At 62.8% G+C, this 21,734-nt stretch carries 19 protein-coding genes; 5 read left to right on the top strand and 14 right to left on the bottom strand.

Annotated features, from left to right (window positions below; translation table 11 throughout):
• Window positions 1–15 precede the first annotated feature (15 nt).
• From GR158_RS06495 to GR158_RS06430, 14 genes are all read right to left on the bottom strand, one after another.
• Window positions 16–1,293, bottom strand: a complete 1,278-nt coding sequence (locus GR158_RS06495; protein ID WP_160870428.1) for a TRAP transporter large permease — start codon at window positions 1,291–1,293, stop codon at window positions 16–18.
• Entirely contained in the window at window positions 1,290–1,811 is a 522-nt protein-coding gene (locus GR158_RS06490) for a TRAP transporter small permease (protein ID WP_160870427.1), read from the bottom strand. Before GR158_RS06490 ends, GR158_RS06495 begins: the two co-directional genes overlap by 4 nt.
• Window positions 1,808–2,530 (bottom strand): SDR family NAD(P)-dependent oxidoreductase, encoded by a 723-nt coding sequence (locus GR158_RS06485; RefSeq protein WP_160870426.1) that lies wholly within the window; start codon window positions 2,528–2,530, stop codon window positions 1,808–1,810. Before GR158_RS06485 ends, GR158_RS06490 begins: the two co-directional genes overlap by 4 nt.
• Complete coding sequence (locus tag GR158_RS06480; protein ID WP_160870425.1) at window positions 2,527–3,387, bottom strand: oxaloacetate decarboxylase; 861 nt, start codon at window positions 3,385–3,387, stop codon at window positions 2,527–2,529. Before GR158_RS06480 ends, GR158_RS06485 begins: the two co-directional genes overlap by 4 nt.
• Before the next feature lie 4 nt (window positions 3,388–3,391).
• Window positions 3,392–4,084, bottom strand: coding sequence for a GntR family transcriptional regulator (locus GR158_RS06475; protein ID WP_160870424.1), 693 nt, complete (start codon window positions 4,082–4,084; stop codon window positions 3,392–3,394).
• A gap of 261 nt (window positions 4,085–4,345) precedes the next feature.
• Complete coding sequence (locus tag GR158_RS06470) at window positions 4,346–5,014, bottom strand: class II aldolase/adducin family protein (RefSeq protein ID WP_160870423.1); 669 nt, start codon at window positions 5,012–5,014, stop codon at window positions 4,346–4,348.
• Window positions 5,015–5,022: 8 nt separating this feature from the next.
• Entirely contained in the window at window positions 5,023–6,063 is a 1,041-nt protein-coding gene (locus GR158_RS06465) for a 2-hydroxyacid dehydrogenase (protein WP_160870422.1), read from the bottom strand.
• Window positions 6,060–7,619 (bottom strand): FGGY-family carbohydrate kinase, encoded by a 1,560-nt coding sequence (locus GR158_RS06460; protein WP_160870421.1) that lies wholly within the window; start codon window positions 7,617–7,619, stop codon window positions 6,060–6,062. The genes GR158_RS06465 and GR158_RS06460 overlap by 4 nt, the downstream gene beginning before the upstream one ends.
• A gap of 1 nt (window position 7,620) precedes the next feature.
• Complete coding sequence (locus GR158_RS06455; RefSeq protein WP_160870420.1) at window positions 7,621–8,745, bottom strand: ABC transporter ATP-binding protein; 1,125 nt, start codon at window positions 8,743–8,745, stop codon at window positions 7,621–7,623.
• Entirely contained in the window at window positions 8,742–9,860 is a 1,119-nt protein-coding gene (locus tag GR158_RS06450) for an ABC transporter ATP-binding protein (protein WP_160870419.1), read from the bottom strand. The genes GR158_RS06455 and GR158_RS06450 overlap by 4 nt, the downstream gene beginning before the upstream one ends.
• A 4-nt stretch (window positions 9,861–9,864) precedes the next feature.
• On the bottom strand, window positions 9,865–10,722 hold the full coding sequence (locus tag GR158_RS06445) for a carbohydrate ABC transporter permease (protein ID WP_160870418.1): 858 nt from the start codon (window positions 10,720–10,722) through the stop codon (window positions 9,865–9,867).
• A gap of 10 nt (window positions 10,723–10,732) precedes the next feature.
• Complete coding sequence (locus tag GR158_RS06440; protein ID WP_160870417.1) at window positions 10,733–11,656, bottom strand: carbohydrate ABC transporter permease; 924 nt, start codon at window positions 11,654–11,656, stop codon at window positions 10,733–10,735.
• A 139-nt stretch (window positions 11,657–11,795) separates the two neighbouring features.
• Complete coding sequence (locus tag GR158_RS06435; protein ID WP_134646631.1) at window positions 11,796–13,238, bottom strand: extracellular solute-binding protein; 1,443 nt, start codon at window positions 13,236–13,238, stop codon at window positions 11,796–11,798.
• A gap of 122 nt (window positions 13,239–13,360) precedes the next feature.
• On the bottom strand, window positions 13,361–14,329 hold the full coding sequence (locus GR158_RS06430; RefSeq protein WP_160870416.1) for a sugar-binding transcriptional regulator: 969 nt from the start codon (window positions 14,327–14,329) through the stop codon (window positions 13,361–13,363).
• Window positions 14,330–14,714: 385 nt separating this feature from the next.
• On the opposite strand from GR158_RS06430, the gene GR158_RS06425 reads away from it, so the two are divergent.
• The 5 genes from GR158_RS06425 to catE all read left to right on the top strand — a co-directional run bounded on the left by GR158_RS06425 (window position 14,715) and on the right by catE (window position 21,681).
• Window positions 14,715–15,494 (top strand): hypothetical protein, encoded by a 780-nt coding sequence (locus GR158_RS06425; protein ID WP_160870415.1) that lies wholly within the window; start codon window positions 14,715–14,717, stop codon window positions 15,492–15,494.
• Between the two features lie 172 nt (window positions 15,495–15,666).
• Window positions 15,667–17,658 (top strand): BCCT family transporter, encoded by a 1,992-nt coding sequence (locus GR158_RS06420; protein WP_160870414.1) that lies wholly within the window; start codon window positions 15,667–15,669, stop codon window positions 17,656–17,658.
• A gap of 223 nt (window positions 17,659–17,881) precedes the next feature.
• Window positions 17,882–18,784: a hypothetical protein gene (locus tag GR158_RS06415; protein ID WP_160870413.1), complete on the top strand. Its 903-nt coding sequence runs from the start codon at window positions 17,882–17,884 to the stop codon at window positions 18,782–18,784.
• Between the two features lie 145 nt (window positions 18,785–18,929).
• A complete protein-coding gene (locus GR158_RS06410) occupies window positions 18,930–19,436 on the top strand; it encodes a ferritin-like domain-containing protein (protein WP_134646621.1) in 507 nt (168 codons plus the stop codon).
• A gap of 94 nt (window positions 19,437–19,530) precedes the next feature.
• Window positions 19,531–21,681: a catalase C gene (gene catE, locus GR158_RS06405; RefSeq protein WP_160870412.1), complete on the top strand. Its 2,151-nt coding sequence runs from the start codon at window positions 19,531–19,533 to the stop codon at window positions 21,679–21,681.
• Window positions 21,682–21,734 lie beyond the last annotated feature (53 nt).

Genomic DNA, 21,734 nt, shown 5'->3' with positions numbered 1-21,734 from the left:
CCACGCCGAAAAGCCTCACCGCAGGAAATCCAGCGGGACGAGAACGAGCTGCGGGAACATGACCAGCAGGAACAGCACGATGATCTGCGTCAGGATGAAGGGCAGCGAGCCCTTGATCACGTGGTGCAGCGGAATGCGCGCGACACCGCTTGCCACGCTCATCACGATGCCCACCGGCGGCGTGATCAGGCCGATCGCGCAATTGATGACGAACAGCACGCCGAAGTAGACGGGATCGATCCCAGCTGCGGTAACGACGGGCAGAAGCACCGGCGCCAGGATCAGGATGGTCGGACCCATGTCGAGCGCCATGCCAATAACGAGGATGATCAGCATGATCACCGCCAGCAGCAGTTTCGGATTGTCGGCGAGCGGCTCGACGAGATCCATCACGACGCCCGACAGATCGGCAATGGCAATGAACCAGGCCGTCGTGAGCGCGGCTGCCGCCAGCATCATGACCACGGCTGTCATTACGGCTGCGTTGCGAAGCGCCTCATACATCGCCGACACGGTCAGTTCGCGATGGACGAAGATGCCGACGAAGATCGCGTAAACGGCGGCAACCACGGCAGCTTCCGTCGGGGTGACGATCCCAAAGCGGATGCCCCCCAGGATGATCACAGGCATGCCGAGCGACCAGCCGGCTGCGCCCAACGTCTTCAGGCGAACATCCCAGCCCTGCCGGGGCATGACCTCGACATTGTCGGTGCGAGAGACGATCGCCCAGGCGATGGCAAGGCCGACGCCCATCATCAGGCCAGGCACGATACCGGCCAGGAAGAGCTGGGTAATCGACACGTTCGTCGCCACGCCGAAGATGATATAGGCGATAGACGGCGGCATGATCGGCGCGATCGTCCCGCCGGCAGCCATGAGGCCGACGGATCGACCCTGTTCATAGCCGGCCGCACGCATCATCGGCAGGAGCATGGCGATCAGCGCGGCCGTATCGGCGGCTGCCGAGCCGGACAGGCTTGCCATGATGACGGCGGCGAGGATCGCCACGAAACCGAGGCCGCCGCGGCGGTGGCCAAGGAACGAGCTCGCGAAGGCGATGATACGCTTCGACATGCCGCCGGCATTCATCAGCTCGCCCGCCAGCAAAAAGAACGGAATGGCCAGCAGCGGGAAGTTGTTGGCACCCACAACGATGCGCTGCGCGATGATCTGCGTGTCGAAGAGATCGAGATAGAGGCCCATCGTCAACGCACACAGGATAAGCGCGAATGCGACGGGGACGCCGACGGCGAGAGCGCCGCCGAGCGTGGCAATGAAGATCACAAGGGTCATAGCGCGCGCTCCACCAGCTCTTCGGTCGTCTGCGGGACGGCATAGGGATCGTAGGTGCCGCGCACCGCGCCGATCATGCGGTGGATGGCGATGATGCCGATACCGATGGCCGACGGAATGACGATGCCGAACACGAAGATCATCGAAAGCCCGGTGACCGGCGAGCGGTCGGTGGCGGTGACGCCGGATTGCTGCCACGCTCCGTCAAGGAGCAGCCAGCAGACGAAGACGATCAGCCCGTTCGCGATGAACAGAAGCACCCGCCGCGCAGCCGGGCCGGACGCGCTGACAAGCAGATCGAAGCCCATATGCGCGTGGTTGCGCATGGCAACGACGCCACCGATAAAGATCAGCCAGACGAAAAAGAAGCGCGACAGCTCCTCGGAGACATCCAGACCTGAACTGAAGACGTAGCGCAGCACGACATTGGCGAACACCATGACTGTCATGCCGGCCAGCAGCAGCACGAGAAGAACCTCGAGCAGCTTGAAAAACACATTGATCGAACGGTCGATCATTTCCTTCCTCCCGAAACGGTAACCACCTCTCCCGTGGTGTATGCAGCGCGGAAAAGCAGCCATGCGGCGGCTTCCGCAACGTCCGCGGCCTCGCCGAGACGATGAAGCGGTATGGTCGCAGCACGCGCATCCATCTCGGCGCGGTCAGCAAAGACATCCTTCTGGATGTCGGTGTCGATGATCCCAGGCGCGAGCGCATTGACGCGAATGGCCGGCGCGAGCTCGCGGGCCATCGCGAAGGTCAGCGACTGCAGGGCGCCTTTGCTCGCGGCATAGACCGCGTTGCCTGCCGCCCCGCCGTTTCCAGCCGCGATGGACGACAGGTTGACGATCGCAGCCTCGGGATGGTCAGCCCGGGCGCGCAGGAAGGCTTGCGTAACGACGAAGGCACTGCGCACATTGATGCCGAAAACCCGATCCACCTCTGCCGGGTCGATGTCGACGAGGGACATGCGGCGACCGATGATGCCGGCATTGTTGACGAGATGGGTCGGAGCCCAATCGTCGCCGATCCGGCCCGTCGCTTCCTGAACGGCCGCAGCATCCGAAACGTCCACCCGTTCCACGCGGACTTTCTCGCCGAGTTCGTTGCGAGCGGTCTCAAGGCGCTGCGCGTCGACATCCCACAGGATCGCGCGGGCGCCGCCGGCGACGACGGCGTCAGCAATGGCACGGCCGATCCCGGCCGCACCGCCTGTGATGAGAACGACGGCGGTCATCGTCCGTAACTTTCATCCAGCTGCTGATGGAAGCCGAGGTCGACGATCTCGCAGAACTCGGCGTAGCTGTGCTTGGCCGGGCCACCTTCCGGCGCACCGGTGGCGCGCAGCTCCGTCAGGGCGTCGTGCATGGCACGCGTGGCGCTGAGCAGTGCCGTGAGCGCGTAGAAGACGACGCTGAACCCCATTTCCTGAAGGTCGGCCAGTTTCAGCGCGGTGGTTTCGTTGCCATCGACGATGGAAACGACCTTCGGTCCTTCGATTGCCTTGGCAACGGCCTCGACATCGGCGATCTTCTTGATGCCGTCGACGAAGACGAGATCCACGCCCGCGTCCTGATAAAGCCTTGCCCGGTAGAGAGCCTCCTCGATGCCTTCCGCCTGCAGCGCATCCGTCCGGCCGATGATGACGAGATCGTCCGTCGCCCGTGCCGATATCGCCGCCTTCAGCCTCAGCGCCGATTCCTCACGGCCCATCAGTTTCACGCCGGCCATCTGCCCGCAGCGCTTCGGTGCGACCTGGTCTTCCAGATGGATCGCGGCAACGCCTGCCTGGATGTATTCACGCACCGTGCGATGAATGTTCGACGGACCGCCATAGCCGGTATCGGCATCGGCGATGACCGGAATGGAGACGGCGCGCGTCATGTTGCGGGCGTGCTCCGTCATTTCGGTCTGCGTCAGCAGACCGATATCGGGCGTGCCCAGTCGCGTCGCCGTTGCGCCGAAACCGGTCATGTAGACCGCCTCGAAGCCGGCGCGCTGCACGAGCCGGGCGCTCAGGCTGTCGGGTGCGCCGGGCGCAGCAATGATCCGCCCACCGTCGAGAAGACGGCGCAGGTTTTGTGCTTCATTCATGATTTCAGGATCTCCTGCTACCCGCATCCTCGGGCAGCGCATCGCGAGCGACACGCAGTGTTCGCCAGACATGTTCATCCATGACGGCGGCGAGAGCGTCGATATCCTTGGCGGCAATCAGTTCCGCTATCTGCTTGTGTTCCGCGTAGCTTTGATCGCCGGGCCGACCATAAGCCACGCTGAGAGAGCTGCGGATGGCGCCGAGCTGGCCCTCCGCGACCGTGTAGGCATCCCTGATCAGCCGATTGCCACAGAGATCGAAAAAGGCGCGGTGAAACGCGGCGTCGGCGCGGGCATAGGCGAACTGGTCGCTGGCTTCGAGCGCCGCGGTCATCGCCGTGACAGCGGACTGGATCGCGTCCGTGAGGTCACCATGGTTGCGCGTCATGGACAGTCGCAACGCCTGCATCTCAAGCATCAACCGGTATTCACAGAGGATTTCCACATCGGCAAGCGTCGGCGAGAACACGAAGGTTCCACGCTTCGGGCGCACGATGACGAGTCCGGACTGTTGAAGCTGCAAGAGAGCATCGCGGATTGGCGTCCGGCTGACCCCGAACGTCTCGGCAAGCTTGTCCTCCGAGATATTCTCGCCAAGCCCGAAATGCCCGTCGATGATGGCTTCCCGCAGTCGTTCCACCACCATCTGCGCGATGGATTGGGGCTGCTTGATACGGAATTGGCGAGTGCCTACCAACCGCGACCTCCTCCTGTCCGGTTCATGTTATGTGTTACATACAACAGAAAATGCGCGCACGTAAACAGGCAAATTCATTTGCGCGACGACGATGCAATTTAAGAGCCGCGACGAGCTTGAACTCGACATCTTGGAGAAATGACAGGAAAAATCAGGCCCGAGCGGCCACGATCGAGGGATCGACGGCAATATGTCGCCACAAAAAGACCCGGAGCTGCGCATGAGCACCGGGCCAACAAGCGTTCCAGCTATCTGGACGCGTCAGGCAGCCTTGCCGCCTGTCTTTCCGTCTTGGAGACCGTAGGTCGCGAAACCCTGGAGCACGCCGACGATCTCCTCGTCGGGCAGGATCATCGGGCCGCCGATGAGAAGCGTGTGGTAGTACTGCTTTGACAGCGTTTCGAGTTCGACCGCCGCCCACATGGCCTTTTCCAGCGTCGCGCCGGTGGCGATCATGCCGTGGTTCGCCATCAGGCAGGCCGAACGCCCTTCCATGGCCCGAAGCACACTGTCCGAAAGCGCCTTCGTGCCGTAGCGGGCGTAGTCGGCGATCCTGACATCAGGGCCGCCGAACGCCGCGATCATGTAGTGGCAGGCAGGGATGGGCTTGCCCGCCATCGCGAGGATCGTCGCATAGGTGGAATGCGTGTGCACGACCGCACCGACATCCGGCCGCGCCTTCATGATATCGAGATGGAACGGCCATTCGACGGACGGCTTTTTCGGGCCGTCATAATCCCCGTTCCCGGCGACCGGGAGCGACGCGATCATGTCCGGTTGCATCGTCTCGTAAGGGATGCCGGAAGGCGTGATCAGCATGCGGTCGCCGAAGCGCACGCTGATATTGCCAGACGTGCCCTGATTGAGCCCGGAGGCGTTCATGCCGCGGCAATGGTCGATGATCGACTGGCGAATGGAGAGTTCTGTCATAGGAGGCCTCAGCAGGGATTGACCGGCGGCTGGCCGGCGATATAGCGGCGCACCTCGTCGGCTGCCATCTCGGCAGCATATGTCACGGTGCGCACGGACGCGCCAGCAATATGCGGCGTGAGCGTGACATTGGGCAACTGCAATAGCGGCCAATCGGCCGGTACCGGCTCGACCGCGAAGGTCTCCAGCATGGCACTGCCCAGATGGCCGCTCGTCAGTGCATCATAGAGCGCGTCATAATCGCAAAGCGGCCCGCGCGCTGTGTTCACGAACAAAGCGCCGGGTTTCATTTTTGCAAAGGCGTCAGCGTTCATCATGTTGCGTGTCTCCTCCGAAACACGAGGATGCAGCGTGACGACGTCCGAGCGGGACAGCAACGTGTCCAGCGAGACATGCTCGACGCCGGCGTTCCGATCGTCGGCGGAAAGCTGGACATAGGGATCGCAAACCAGGACCTTCGTTCCGAAGGCCCGCAGCAGCCGCACGACCTTCGTGCCGATATTGCCATAACCAACCACGCCCACGGTCATCTCGGAGAGTTCGCGCCCGGTCACGTCTGCACGGTAGAGTTCGCCGCGCCATTCCCCCTTTCGCAGCGATTCGTGCCCGCTGCGGATGAGCCGCGTCTCGGCGAGGATCGCGCCGATGGTGAATTCGGCCACCGCGCTGGAGTTGCGACCGGGTGTATTGACCACGGTAACACCGGCCGCACGCGCCGCCTTCATGTCGATGTTCACAGGACCGCCGCGGGAGACGGCCACGAACTTCAGGCCCGGCATGCGCTCGAACATCGCACGCGAAAGCGGTGCCAGCTGCGTGATGAAGACTTCCGCGTCGCCGATGAAGTCCACGATCTCGTCGGCTGAGCCGAGATACTCCTTGAGCCCGTCCATGCCCGCGACTTCATAACCGTGCTCCATCGGCACGTCCGGCCAGGGCAGCTCGAGCAGCCGGATGTCGTGGCCGTCACCGCAGACTTCCACGAGCTTCTCCTGAAAGACCTGCGGAAGCATGAAACGGTCGCCCGCGATGGCTATCTTCTTCGTCATTGAACCTTGTCCTGTTGTTTGGTCATCGTCTCCCAGACGGGCCGAAGCACCTCCCGCGACTGGCGATAGGCGGGGAATACGGCATCGAAATGCCGGGAGAGCTTTTCGTCGACGGGTTCGGCCGGCCGCTGGCAGGGCGTCACCCATTCCTGAATGCATTCCGCCATCGATCCGTAAAGGCCAAGGGAGACTGCGGCGATCATCGCGGCACCCGCCGCGCCCGCCTCCTCCCGCTCGCTGGTCTGGATGCTGGCGCCCAGCGCACCGCCGAGGATGCGCCGGAGCGCGGCGCTGCGTGCGGCACCGCCGGTCAGCCGCACGCGTTGCGGCAACGGTCCCATGGCGAGATAGCAGTCGCGCGCGGCAAGCGCCAGACCGTCGAACACGGCGCGCACCATGTCCGGGAAACCGCTCGACACAGTAAGCCCGATAAAGGATGCCCGCGCCGATGCATCGACGAACGGCCCTCTCTCCCCGGCTTCCGATATGTAGGGATGAAAGATCGGCGGACGATCGTTCGCCTCGGCGAGCCACACTTCCATCTGTGCCAGAAGTTCCGCCTTCGTCTTCTCGACCCCCATGCTTTTAAGCAATCCGCCCGCCACCGACAATATCCAGTCGATATTGAGCGTCGCGGCCATGTTGGATTGCATCTGCGCATAGACGCCGGGGATCGGCATGCACATCGTGTAGCCGGTCAGGTCGTCATTGAGCCGCACGTCGTCGGGGCTCGTCGCAAGCCGCATATGCATGCCGGTCGAGCCGATGATCGAGCATCCCGTGTCGCTTCCAGGATCGTAGAGGCCAGCGCCAAGCGACGTGCAGACCACGTCGACATAGCCCAGCACAACGGGCGTGCCGGCGACGAGGCCGGTCAACGCCGCCGCGCTTTCAGACAGGCCATGATGCGTGACCGCACCGTCGACGATGTCAGGCAGAAGGTATTTTTGCCCGCGCAGGCCCAGAACGTCGATCACGGTCTCGGAATAGGCCCGCGTGCGGAAGTCTCCAAAGGTGAAGCAGGCTTCCGAGGGATCCGTCGCGCGTATTCCCGTCAGCTTGAAATAGAGCCAGTCCTTGCAATGGAAGCCGGTCGCCGCCCCTTCAAGCATTTCCGGCGCCTCGTCCAGCATCCAGCGGAGCTGCGATCCCTGCTGGCAGGCGGCAAGCCCGGAGCCCGTACAGCTGAAACGTTCGGCATCCCTGCCCTCGCCGCGAAGCCGCAGGACGGTGTCTCCCGCCCGCGCATCGAGCCAGAGCCACCCCTTGCCAACGGGATCGCCGGCCTTGTCGATGAGCCAGGTCCCGTCGCCCTGCCCGGTGACGGCGATCGCCACGACACGCGCGCCGAAATTCTCGATCTTCCCGGAGAGCTCGGAAAGCGTGCGGGCGGTGTCCGCCCAGGTCCGCGTCATGTCCTGGACCGCACCCGTCCGCCCTACGGTCTCATAGCTGTTGGGGACCGCCGCCGCCGCGATCTGCCGGCCCTTCAGATCGAAGGCGACCGACTTGATGACGGACGTTCCCGCATCGATGCCGATCAAGATATCGCGCATGTCAGGCGAGCTCCGGGCCGTGGCTGACGGCGACGCCGGTCTCGCCGTCGAAGACGTGCAGGCTGTGCGGATCGAGCTTCAACGCGATCGTGTCGCCCAGGCCGAGACGCACACGGTCGTGCTCGACGAGCACCATCGTGCCGCCTGCGAAATCCGCAGCGATATGCGTCTGGTCGCCGAGCCACTGGCTGACGGATACCTTCGCAGGCACACCGCCTTCCGCACGTCGCACTGCATAGGGCCTGATACCGAGAGACACCTTCTTTCGGTTCCGCAGCTCGGCAAGAACGGCCGGCGAGAAATCGGATACCGCATATTCGAGCCGCACACCCTCGTTGAGGCCGAAGACCGCGGTGTCGGCACTGACCGTCACGCTGGCATCGAACACGTTCATCGGCGGCTCACCGACGAAGGTGCCGGTGAAGAGGTTCGCCGGCCGCTCCTTGATCATCTGCGGCGTATCGAACTGCTGGAGCACCCCACCCTCCATGACGGCGATCCGGTCCGCGAGCGCATTCGCCTCGGTCTGGTCGTGGGTCACAAGGATGGCGGTCAGCCCCTTTTCCTTGATGTAGTGCTTGATACGGCCGCGCAGGACGGCGCGCAGCTGCGGCTCGAGCTGCCCCATCGGCTCGTCGAGCAGGTGCAGGTCGGCATCGCGGATCAGCGCGCGGCCGAGCGACGCACGCTGCTGCTGGCCGCCGGAGATCGAACTCGGGTAACGGCCGAGAATATCCTCGATCTCCAGAAGCTTTGCGATATAGGCAACCTTTTCGTCGACCACGTTCTGCGGCAGCCTGGAGGCCTTGAGCGCAAAGGCGATGTTCTCACGCACCGTCAGCGGCGGATAGAGCGAGTATCCCTCGAAGGCCATCGCGACATTGCGCTTGACGGGCGCGAAGGTATGGACCTCGCGGCCCGCAAGCGAGATCTGACCGCGCGAAACCGCCTCGAAACCGGCGATCATGCGCAGCGTCGAGGTTTTTCCGCAGCCGGAAGAGCCGAGCAGCGCGACGATCTCGCCTTTTTCGATAGTCATCGAAAGCTTCTTCACGGCGTGCACGCCGTAATCGACCGGCCCATAGAACTTGTCGACGCCCTTGATCTGAAGTCCTGCGCCGCTCATGCCGCTTCTCCTTGCGTCCCCGTATGGCTGCCGTGCCGGGCGATCAGTGCGCCCGTCTCCTTGTCGAAGAGGAATGCACTCGCGCAATCCACCGCGATATGTGCAGACCCGGACGCCGGTCCGGGCGTTCCCGCCGGCCGCGACACCAGGATTTCCCGGCCGCGCACCGTCAGGGCGAGCGTCACGGTCTTCTCGTTAAGCGGCGTTTCCGCTTCGACGCTAACGGGAATGGCGCCCGGCGTTCCTGCCGGCACGAAACGCAGCGCTTCGGGACGAAGTCCGATCACGCAGGACTTACCGGCGGTGTTCGCGGGAATGCCTGGCAATACGATCCGCACGTCGGAAAGCAGCACCGACACGCCGTCCGCCTCTGCATTGGGCGTAACGTCCAGCAGATTGATGGTCGGATCGCCGAAGAGGCGGGCGATATCGATATCCGCCGGTGCGTTGTAGATGTCCTCCGGCGTGCCGATCTGGCGGATGCGGCCGTCCGACATTACGGCGATGCGGTCGCCGAGCGCCATCGCCTCCTTGTAATCCTGGGTGACATAGACGACCGTCGCCCCCTGCGCGGCCAGAACACGCGGCAGCTCCAGCCGCATTTCGAAGCGCAGCTTTGCGTCGACGTTCCTGAGTGGATCGTCGAGCAGCAGAAGCGGTGGCGAGCCAGCAAGTGCTCGCGCGAGCGCCGTGCGCTGCTTCTGGCCGTTCGAAAGCGCCTTCGGCCGGTGCGTCAGCACATGGTCGATCTTGAGGAGCTTTGCCACGCGGTGCACACCGGCCTTGATGGCATCCGCAGAGGAGCGTTTCGCCTCGAGCGGCGTCGCAATGTTTTCGAAGGCGTCCATATGCGGGAAGAGCGCGAAATTCTGGAAGGCCATGCCAATGCCGCGATGCTCGGCATCGACATCGGTCATGTCCTCACCGCCGATGAGGATGCGGCCCTCCTCGGGGTCGATGACGCCGGCGACGAGCCGCAGGAGGACCGTCTTGCCGGCACCCGACGGGCCGAACAGCACGAGCGTCTCGCCGTCCTTCACGTCGAGCGACAGGTTGTCGAGCACGGTGTGGTTCTTGTAGCGCTTGACGATGTTTTCGAGTTGAAGCGTGGTCATGGTCTCACCCCTTCACCGCACCGAGCGACAGGCCTTCGACGAGGTAGCGCTGGGCATAGAGTGCGAGTGCGAGCGTCGGCGTGACGGACAGCACGATCGCGGCGGCGATCTGTCCGTACTGGATGCCCGAGGAGGTGACGAAAGCGAGCGCGCCCACCGTCACCGGCTGCTTGTCGGCAGACGCCAGCACCAGCGCGAAGACGAAGTTGTTCCAGGCGAAGATGAAGGCCAGCAGGCCTGCGGCCGCAATGCCGGGGCCGGCGAGCGGCAGCGCGATCCGGCGGAATGTCGCAAACCAGGAATGACCGGCGATGCGATAGGCGTATTCCACATCGGCCGAGATGTCTTCGAAATAGCCGCGCACGATCCATAGGATCAGCGGCAGGCAGATCAGCTGGTAGACCCATACGAGGCCGATATAGGTGTTCGCGAGGCCGAGCCACTGGAAATACTGCGTCAGCGGAAGCAAGACGAGGAGCGGCGGGGCAAAGCGAAAGGACAGGAGCGTGAAGGCGATGTCTTCCGAACCCTTGAACTTGTGCCGGGCAAAAGCGTAGGCAGCGGGAACGCCGAGCACCAGCGCCAGGGCGACCGAGGTCACCGACAGGAAGACGGAGTTGCCGAGGTTCTTCATGAAGGCGATGTCGAGCGTACCGGCGGCCGATGTCAGCTTGCCGGTTATCAGCGCCGTGTAGTTCGACAGCGTCGGCTCGAAGATGACCTGCGGGGGAATGCGCAGGATCGTCTCGTTCGTCTGGAACGACATGAGGAAGATCCAGACGATCGGGAACATGAAGAAGATGACGACGAGCGTGAGCGCGAGGAGGCGCAGCGTCTTTTCGAGTGTGGACGTCGTTTCCATGGTCAGGTCCTCATGCCTCACCGCGCGCGCGTTCGCGCAGGCGCAGCCAGTTCTTGATGAAGATGTTGGACAGGATGTAGGTGATGGCCCACAGGATGATGAGCAGCGCGGCCGATCGCCCGACATTCGTCGACTGGAAGAAGTTCAGATACGCCTCGACCTGGAACACCGTCAGCGTATTGCCCGGTCCACCTTGGGTCATCGCATAGATGATGTCGAACTGCTGGATGCTGTCGAGCAGGCGGAACAACGTCGCCGTCAGGATATAGGGTGTCAGCATCGGCAGGGTTATGCGGAAGAAGACGAAGAGCCGCGGCACGCCGTCGAGCGCGGCAGCCTCGAAGGGCTGGGTCGGCAGCGAGCGCAGCCCGGCAAGCAGCAGGATCATGATGAAGGGCGTATAGACCCAGATGTCGACGAGCACGACCGTCAGCAATGCCGTGGATGGCGAGGACGCCCAGCGGAAATCGTGCAGTCCGACGAGGCTTGCGAGATAGCTCAGGACGCCGAAACCCGGATTGGTCATCAGCTTCCACATCAGCGCGGCCAGGGCCGGCGCGATCATCAGCGGCAGGAGAAGCATGATCGAGATGAAGTTGTTGACGGTCGACCGACGCTGCAGAAGAAGCGCGATGCCGAGGCCGAGCAGCAATTCGAGCACCACCGTGAAGCCGGCATAGAGCAACGAGACCTTGAGCGTGTTCCAGAAAGCGGGATCGCTGAAGAAGTTGAGATAGTTCTCACCCCAGTTGAACTGGCGCGCCCAGGGCTGCGACAGCCGGTAGCGCTGGAACGAATAGACGACGGCGGTGAAGAATGGGATGAGGATACCGATGCAGACGAGCAATGCGGGAAGGCTGAGCACATAGGGCAGCGCCTTCTTGCTGATCCGGAAGCCGGGGCGCCTGGATTCGGGTGTTGCCGGAGAAGCCATGACAAGTCTCGTTCGATGGTCCGGCGCGGCGTCACGGTTCGCCGGGGCCAAGCCCCGCGTCCATCCTGCGCCGACCGGTTCTCATGTTCTGGTAATGGAGCCCGGCATGTTGCCGGGCCCCTGCGAGCGATGTGCGGTCTCAGCCGAGGCCGGCTTCCTTGAGCTGCCGGTTGATGCTTTCGGCCAGCTGATCGAGACCCTCGTCCACCGGAACCTGCTTGGCGACCATGCGCTGCAGCGTGGCGGCCCATTCCGTCGTCACGTCGAAGAACAGCGGCTGTGGGGTGAACTTGATCGAGGCGCCCGCGGCCGAAGCGTCGAACATTTCCACATAGCCCGGATACTTCTTGTTCAGCTTCTCGCGGAACGCCTCGTCCTTCCAGATCGAGTTGCGAACCGGATCGACGAAGTCCATCTCCACCGCACCGAAGAGCGCATGTTCCGGACCCGACGCCCATTGCAGGAAGTACCAGGTGGCGTCCTTGTCCTTCGAGAAGTTGGACATGGCGAGCGACCAGATCCAGATGTTCGGCGTGGACTGGGTGGCTTCGGGATTGGCGACGAAGGCGGCATAGCCGAGTTCGCCGGCCATCTTGTTGTCGCCGCCGTTCATGAAGTATCCGAGGCAATCGGCGTCGTAGATCATGGCGGATGCGCCGGCGCCGAGATCCGTGCCGACCTGATACCATGTATAGGTCGACCAGTCCTTCGGGCCGCTCTCCTGGATGAGCTGCACGAACTTCTCGTGATAGGCCTTGGAGCCGGCCGTGTTCATGGCAGCCGAAAGCTTGCCGTCGGCATCGACGTTGAGGTCCTTCTCGTTGAAGTTCGCATAGCCGGACAGGAAGCCCGGATGGATCGTCGCCCAGGAACGGGATCCGCGAAGACCGATGCCGTAGATGCCGGGCACGTCCTTCTGAAGCTTGGCGGCAACCGCGATCATGTCGTCAAGGTTCTTCGGAATCTGCACGCCGGCCTTGTCGAACATCGCGCGGTTATACGTGATGTTGTTCTGCTCGAAGGCCCACGGAATGCACCACTGCTTGGCGTCTTCCGATCCCAGCGCGCCGCCGGGCTGGCCATTCCAGGCGCAGGAATTCTTCACGCCCTCGACGAAGTCGCCCCAGTTGTAGTTTGGATTGGTCTTCGTCGGATCGTTGATCCATTCCTTGAGGTCGGTGATCCACCCCGCCGGACCGTAGGTCCAGGTCATGTAGGCGCCGGTCATGAACGCGTCGTATTCCGACGAACCCGAAGACAGCGCCGCCGTCACCTTGTCGAAATACACATCTTCCGGGAAGACGTCGTAGGTGACCTCGATGCCGGTCAGGTCCTTGAACGCCTTGAGATTGGCGATCATCGCGTCGGCATAGGGGTGTTTGTTGAGCAGCAGCTTCAGCGACTTGCCGGAATGCGCCTTCCAATCGAAATCGGCCGCGAGCGCTCGGGTTGCCATCATGTTGTAGAGCGTGCCGGCAGCCGCCGTGGTCATGCCGGCGGCCGCGATGCCCTTCAAAAGGTCGCGGCGGCCCATCTGTCCGCGCATGAATGCGCCGATAAGATCTTTCTCTTTATCATACATTCTTGTTCTCCTCCGTTGCGGGTACTTCTTGCTTGGACAAGCATGTCACCGGCTACCCAGACCGGTATTCCTCCCACCGGGGTGGACCAGCGCCCTGCCCCGGACCTGTTTTCAGAACGCCCTCACCTGTCGTGTCCCACCAGCGCGGACGCGGTCGCCTCGTCGGTGATGAGGCCGCTGAGCAGCCCGCTCGCCAGAACCGCCTTCATCGCCGGCAGCTTGATCCTGCCGCCAGAGACCGCCACCATCCGCCGGTCTCGAAGTTGGTCGCGCCCGAGCGTGAAGGTGCGGTCGGACAGCGCCGTCTCGACGGTTCTGCCCTTGGCATCGAAGAAATGACCGAGGATCTCGCCGACGCCTCCCGCGCGCTTGATCTCCTCGAGTTCCCCTTTCTCGATCATGCCGGTCGCCACTAGCGAGGCCTCGCGCTCGACGGTACCGACACCGACCATCAGAAGGTCGGCGCTCGCGGCCAGATCGAAGACATCACGCACGCCACGCTGGCTGAACAGGATGTCGCGATCCTCAACCGAGTTGGCGAAGAACGGCACCGGCATCACATAGGCCTCCGCGCCCGTGCGCTCGGCCAGCCGATGGATGACGTCATGCGGGTTGGCCGAGAACTTGCGGGTAAGGCCGCCCAACAGCGAGACGAAGCGCACGCCGCCCGTCGTGGTGCGCGGCAGGTATTCGACACAGGCAGCCAGTGTCCTGCCGTGTCCCATGCCGATCAGCATATCGCCGCCGCGCTCGATCTCGCGCTTGAGAAACTGTGCGCCTGCAATGCCGAGCGCCTTCAGCGGCAAAGCGTCCTGATCGAAATCGGGAACGACTTCGCAATAGTCCAGGCGATAGCGCTCGATCAGCGCCTGCTCCAGCTCCACGCATTCCGACACTTCGCCATCGATATAGACTTTGACCAGCCCATCCTGGTTGGCCTTCGTGATCAGCCGGTGCGCCTTCAGCGATGTGAGGCCGAGCCGTTTGGCGACTTCCGACTGCGTCAGGCCGCCCGCATAGTGCAGCCACGCCGCGCGCGCCGCCATGCTCGCCTCGTCATCCCGAAGGGATCCGCCACCGCCCGCTGCCATGCCTCCACCCTGGTCTGATAATTTTTGCTTTTCTTGAAATAATTTTCAGTCGAAAATTTTCACGACGCGTGGACAGTGTCAAGCAGATTGCATTCCGCGAATGCGAAGCGTGAGAAGCGAAATCGCGCGATAATTGGGCAGAAGCCGTCGCTATATGCATGAACAATTCGTGAATTCAGCGACTTGCCGCAGCGCGAACGCTGTGTGCACTGCAAGGTATTTTCTGCGCGACATTGAACAGCGCGGACCTATCACGCAGCGATGAGCAAGCCTCGCGAATTATGGCGATGTCGAAACCGTTGTTGTAGGCAAAGGTGCACCACGGCGATGCAATCATCGGAACGGCGGATGAGCTCAGATGTCGTCGTTATACAGGAGGTCAGGCATGTTCAACCAAGCACCGCGGAGAGCCATTGCGCTCACGGTCATGCTCATGGCGGGCAGCGCCGGGGCATCGGACGCCGATCTCACGATCGAGGTCGGTGGCGCATTGTTCGAACACGGCGGCGTGGTGACCATTTATCCGATCCCTGTGCCGTCGAAGGAGCTGTCCGTGCAGGAGGGTAAAGCCGCCGGCCGGGTTACGGTCACATCGCGCTATGCCGAGGTGCAGCTGAAATATCCCAAGGACGGCAAGTACGTCTTCCGGTTCCGGAACACGGAAGGGGCCGCAGATGATCAGAAGCTCGGCACGCAGGCGCTCTCCGTCATCGGCACCGATATGGAAGACCGCGGCCCGCAGATGACCGTCGGCTTCAAGGATGCCTACTCGTCCGGCGGACAGGTCATCCGCGTGCTGCCCCGCGCCGAACATGCCGGGGAAAGCGACGCGGCACGGACAAATGCCCGTTGGGGGAAACTGGAAGGCAAGGACGCGTTGCCACCGGCGGACGAACGCGGCGCCCGCTCCCTGGCGGCAATCCTTCGCTACGGCGTCTCCGATTTCACGTTCCATTGCGCTGGTAACACGAGCGTGCAGGTCTGCACGATCCCGCAGAACCAGTGGCCGACGCTCGACATGCGCTGGTGGCGCGATATCGCGGAAGCCCGGCTCGAACGGCTGGATTACCACGCGCTGCGGCGCTGCTACGACAGTTCATGGCTGGGCGGCGGCACCTGTGAGCCAGATCCCAAATCCGACGAGCCGGCCTATTTCCGCAAGTGAACTCGCCCGATCGAACGGCTCTCAGGCAAGCCCGCGGTGTGGAGGCACGCTCGGCTCTCAAACGTGCCGCTCTTGGTCGACCTTTTGATTTTTGCTCTATATCTGCTGTCCCGGAATACAGGTCCGATCACGTCGTCAGGTGTGCGGGCCGTCAGCAGTGGATGCCAGCATCATGTTCAAGCCGTTCGTCATCAACCCGCCCGTCTTCTTCGGATCGCTCGCGATCATCGGACTGTTCCTGGCGGTCGGCATTGTGTTTCCATCGCAGGCTGAGGACATATTCAGAAGCCTTCAGGCACAGATCCTGTCAGGCTTCGGCTGGCTGTACCTTCTTGCCGTCGGGGTCATTCTCGTCTCCATGCTGCTCTTGTGTTTCAGCCGGTATGGCGACCTGAAGCTCGGCCCCGACGATTCGACGCCGGATTTCAGCTTCCTGTCGTGGATCGCCATGCTGTTCGCTGCCGGCATGGGCATCGGTCTGATGTTCTACGGCGTGGGCGAGCCGATGACCCACTATCTCGCGCCGCCGACCGCCGAACCGCGCTCGATCGCCGCTGTTCGTGAGGCCATGTCCGTCACCTTCCTGCATTGGGGCATTCATGCATGGGCGGTCTACGCGGTGGTCGGCTTGTCCCTCGCCTATTTCGGCTATCGCTATAACCTGCCGCTCACCATTCGATCCGGCCTCTATCCACTGCTTAAAGAACGCATCAACGGCCCGATCGGCCATGCGGTGGATATCTTCGCCATTGTCGGGACCATCTTCGGGCTCGCCACGTCCATGGGTGCCGGCGTGACGCAGATCAATTCCGGCCTCAACTTCGTGCTGGGCGTGCCCATCGCGCCTGCCGTGCAACTGCTCATCATCACCTTTGTCACCGGCCTCGCCACGGTGTCGGTCCTGACCGGGCTCGACAAGGGCGTCCGTATCCTCTCGGAACTCAACCTGCTGGTGGCGATCCTCCTGATGATGTTCGTTCTCGTGGTGGGTCCGACGACCGAACTGCTGCGCGACTTCGTCCAGAATCTCGGCCTGTATCTCGATGGCCTTGTGCTTCGAACTTTCAACATATACGCCTACAACCCGACGCCGTGGATCGACGCCTGGACGCTCTTCTACTGGGCCTGGTGGATTTCCTGGTCGCCCTTCGTGGGCATGTTCATCGCCCGCATTTCGCGCGGGCGGACCGTCCGCGGCTTCATCACGGCCGTGCTCTTCATACCGGCCGGCTTCACCTTCATCTGGATGACGGTGTTCGGCAACACCGCCATTTCCATCGACAATGGCGTCGCCGCCGGCGCGCTTGGACAGGCGATCGTCAACGATCTTTCGGTCGGGCTCTTCGAGTTCTTCACCTACCTGCCCTTCACGGCCGTGACCTCGACACTCGCCATTCTCCTGGTGGCAATCTTCTTCGTCACATCGGCGGATTCGGGATCGCTTGTCGTCGATGCCATCGCGGCCGGCGGGGAAACCGAAACGACGACGCTGCAGCGCGTGTTCTGGTGCGCCTTTTCCGGCGTCGTCGCCGCCGTGCTACTGCTTGCGGGAGGGTTGTCGGCCCTTCAATCGGTCACGATCGCGAGCGCGTTGCCCTTCGTGATCGTCATGCTGGCGCTGCTGTGGTCTCTCCTGGCGGGCATGCGCGCCGACATGGCACAACAATGGGCAGGCCGATCCGCGGGCGGCGGCATGCCCGCCTATCCGGCTGCAGGGGTCTCCTGGCAGCGACGCCTGGGGCACATGCTGCGTGCGCCGCGCGAAGGCGAGGTCAGGGCCTTCATCACGACCCAGGTCCGTGCGGCACTGGAACAGGTTGCCAAGGAGCTCTCGGCTCGTGGCCGCCCGACTCATGTCGAAGAGGGCGAAAACGGCGCCATCGCCCTGCGGTGCCAATCCGAAGGCGTGCGCGACTTCGTTTACGGCGTCGCGGTCGCCAGCCATCCGCTTGCCGTCCTGTCGCCGATGGCCGCCGGCAAACCGGAAATGCGCTTCGAAGCACGCACCTATTTTTCCAGCGGCAGCCGTGGCTACGACGTCATGGGCATGGAACGAGACCAGATCATCGCCGATGTCCTGGGCCAGTTCGAGCGCTATCTCAGTCTCGTCCAGCTACCTGACGCGCAACTGGTCCACGGCGCGCCTGAACACGCGGGGACCTGACGCTGGACGCCCACCCTCGAACGGGCGTGACGTCGCTTCGCATTTAGCGATCACGCCTCATGGAACATCGAACGATTCAATGAGTTTGGCCACCATGCTGCGGGCCGTCGCCCGCGCTTCACAGGAGGTCTCTAAAATGGGTCGTGGTATTCTTCTCTGGCTTCTGGGTATTCCCCTGCCGCTCGTCATTCTGCTTGTCCTGTTTCTGCGATAGGAGGCGGACATGGCGCTTTACAGTTCGGATGTTTCCGACGTCGGTGTCGAATCCGGCCGGCCGGCCCTCGCATGGGGTCCGGTGATCGGGGGCGCGGTCGCAGCCGCCGCCACCACGATCATTCTGCTTCTCCTCGGCTCCGGCGTGGGCCTGACGATGGTGTCTCCATGGTCAGGTGACAGCGCCTCCCTCGCCACGGTGGGCGTCACGGCGGCGATCTGGTTCGTCGTCGTCCAGTGGCTCTCTTCCGCACTCGGCGGCTATCTCACGGGACGCCTGCGGACCAAGTGGGCCAATGTTCACACGGACGAGGTGTTCTTCCGTGACACGGCCCACGGCTTTCTGAGCTGGGCGCTCGCAACGGTTGTCGTCGTCGGCATGGCTGGCTCGGCTTTCACCGGGCTCGCCGGCGCAGGTGTCCAGGCGGCATCATCCGCCGCTGCGACCGCCACGGTCGCGGGCACGGCAGCCGCGGCAAACAGCGACGCTGCCACGCCTGATGCGGCGACGGGCTATTTCACGGATATCCTGCTGCGTCCGCAGGACGTCGCCAGCCGCGCCCAGGCGGACGACGCGTCGGCGGCAGCCGAGATCTCGCGCATTCTGATGCGTGGCGCCTTCAATGACGGCGTGCCGGAGGCCGACCGGGCCTATATCTCGTCCATCGTCGCTTCGCGCGCCGGCATTTCGCCGGAAGAAGCCCGCGCACGCGTCGATCAGGTCCTGACCCAGATCGAGGATGCAAAGAACGCTGCCCTCAAGGCGGCCGACGATGCACGCAAGTCCGCGGCCACGGCTGCCATGCTTGGTGCGCTGTCCTTGCTGGTTGGTGCCTTCATCGCCTCTGCCGCCGCCGCCCTCGGCGGACGCCAGCGCGACGATGACGAAGCAGCGGTGATCGTTGAACGTTGATGACCGTAGAAGCCGCCCGTTGGGCGGCTTCTCGCCTTCTGCGGGTTGGTCGCCAGCGGCGCGGTCGATTTTATTTCCAGCCTGAGGAACATCGCTTCAGTTCCATGGTTCAAACCTCGTCTCTCAAACTAGAACGGATACTCTCATGGCCACGGAAAAAACTTTGAACGACCTTTTCCTTGATACCCTCAAGGACATCTACTTCGCTGAAAAGCAGATCCTCAAGGCCCTGCCGAAGATGGCGCGTGCGGCCCAGTCGGAAGAAGGCAAGGCCGGCTTTCTGCAGCATCGCGACGAGACACAGGGCCAGATCGAGCGCCTTGAACAGGTATTCGAACTGCTCGGCAAATCGGCGCGCGGCAAGACCTGCGAAGCGATCCAGGGCATTATCGCGGAAGGCGAGGAGATCATGGAAGAATACAAGGGCACGGCTGCCCTCGATGCTGGTCTGATCTCCTCCGCGCAGGCGGTCGAGCATTACGAGATCGCGCGCTACGGCACCCTCAAGGCCTGGGCGAAACAGCTCGGCTTGAAGGATGCCATCCCGCTGCTCGACGCCAATCTCCAGGAAGAGATCGCCACCGACCAGAAGCTGACCGCGCTCGGAGAATCCTCGGCAAACGCCAAAGGTTCCATGAAGAAAGCCAGCTAGACCGTCAGCACGAACAATCAGGCCGCCCTCAAGGGCGGCCTCTTTGCTTCCGGGCCCTCGTTGCCCATCGACTTGTTGAGAGGGAGCCAGATCCATGGCCAAGAAAACAATTGCCCTGTCGCAGCGCCGTGCGGCCGATACCGCCACCATCCACGATGTGAAGCTGCAACGGGGGGAAGGCGGCGAACTTCACCAGACTGCTGATGACGGCGACACGCCGATCCTGACCACCGCCCAGGGCGGACCTGTCGCTGACGACCAGAACTCCCTGCGCGTCGGCCCGCGGGGTCCGCTCGTCATCGACGATTTCCATTTCCGCGAGAAGCTTTTCCACTTCGACCACGAGCGCATTCCCGAGCGTGTCGTTCATGCCCGCGGCTATGGGGCGCACGGCTTCTTCGAAACCTACGCATCGCTTGCCGCCTATACCAAGGCCGATCTATTCCAGCGGCCCGGCGAGCGGACGCCAGCCTTTGTCCGGTTCTCGACGGTTGCCGGCAACAAGGGCTCGGCAGACCTTGCACGCGATGTTCGCGGCTTCGCCGTCAAGCTCTATACCAAGGAAGGCAACTGGGACCTCGTCGGCAACAACATCCCGGTTTTCTTCATCCAGGATGCAATCAAGTTCCCTGACCTGATCCACGCCGCCAAGCAGGAGCCCGATCGGGCCTTCCCGCAGGCGCAGACGGCGCATGACACGTTCTGGGATTTCATCAGCCTGACTCCGGAGAGCATGAACATGGTCATGTGGATCATGTCGGACCGGACCATTCCGCGCTCGTTCCGCTTCATGGAAGGCTTCGGTGTCCACACCTTCCGCTTCGTCAACGCCAAGGACGAATCGACCTTCGTGAAGTTTCATTGGAAGCCGAAGCTGGGGCTGCAATCGGTCGCCTGGAACGAAGCAGTCAAAATCAATGGTGCCGATCCCGATTTTCACCGTCGCGACCTCTGGCAGGCGATCCAGTCGGGCAATTTCCCGGAATGGGAATTGCAGGTCCAGCTGTTCGACCAGGATTTCGCCGACAGCTTCGACTTCGACGTACTCGACCCGACGAAGATCATCCCCGAGGAAATCCTCAAGCCGCAGCCTGTCGGGCGGCTGGTGCTCGATCGCATGCCGGACAACTTCTTCGCCGAGACCGAACAGGTCGCCTTCATGACGCAGAACGTGCCGCCGGGCATCGATTTCAGCAACGATCCGCTGCTGCAAGGTCGGAACTTCTCCTATCTCGACACCCAGCTGAAGCGCCTGGGAAGCCCGAACTTCACACACCTGCCGATCAATGCGCCCAAGTGTCCGTTCGCGCATTTCCAGCAGGACGGCCACATGGCAATGCGAAATCCGGTTGGCCGGGCGAACTACCAGCCGAATTCGTTCAACGAGGGACCGCGCGAATCCCCCATGCGCGGCCATCGCCCCTACCCCGTCGAGGAGCAAGGCATCAAGGCGCGCTTGCGTCCCGAGAGCTTTGCCGACCACTACAGCCAGGCCCGGCAGTTCTATCTCAGCCAGACTCCGCCCGAGCAACGCCATATCGCAGCCGCGCTCACCTTCGAGCTGAGCAAAGTCGAAACGCCTACGATCCGCGAGCGTATGGTCTCGCATCTCCTCAATATCGATGAGACGCTGGCAGCGACAGTCGCTCAGAAACTCGGCTTCCAGTCGATGCCCAAGCCCGCCGACGCGGCGGTACCGACGCGGCAGGATCTCGAGCCGTCGCCGGCACTCAGCATTGTCGAGAAGGGCCCCAAGCGCTTCGAAGGCCGCAAACTCGGCATCCTCGTCACCGACGGCGTGGACGCCAAACTGCTGAAGGGCATGATGGCGGCGGTGGAAAAGGAAAAAGCCGTCTGTGAACTGATCGCTCCGAAGGTCGGTGGCGTGACGGCGTCGGATGGATCATGGGTGGAGGCACATCACATGATAGACGGCGGACCGTCCGTCCTGTTCGATGCCGTCGCACTCCTGACGTCCGCAGAGGCCATCGACGACCTTGTGATGGAAGCGACCGCTCGTGACTTCGTCGCGGATGCTTTCCAGCACTGCAAGTTCATCGGCTATGACGCATCGGCGGTCAAACTGCTGGAAAAAGCGGGGATCGGCGATACCCTCGACGAAGGCGTCATCATGCTTCCGGGCGAGGACGGCCTGGCAGGCTTCGTTTCCGAACTCGGCAAGCTGCGTGTCTGGGGACGTGAACCCTCGGTCAAGCTCGGCAAGGCGTCACCGCCAATCAAGTAGATCGACATCGGGCGCGGCAGAAATGCCGCGCCTCTTCTCTGTTCGTACGCCAG

The organism is Shinella sp. AETb1-6, from assembly GCF_009826875.1.
In the GTDB taxonomy this organism is placed as follows: Bacteria; Pseudomonadota; Alphaproteobacteria; order Rhizobiales; family Rhizobiaceae; genus Shinella; species Shinella sumterensis.
The sequence above is the reverse complement of the archived record's forward strand: the minus strand, read 5'-3'. Positions and strand labels throughout refer to the sequence as shown.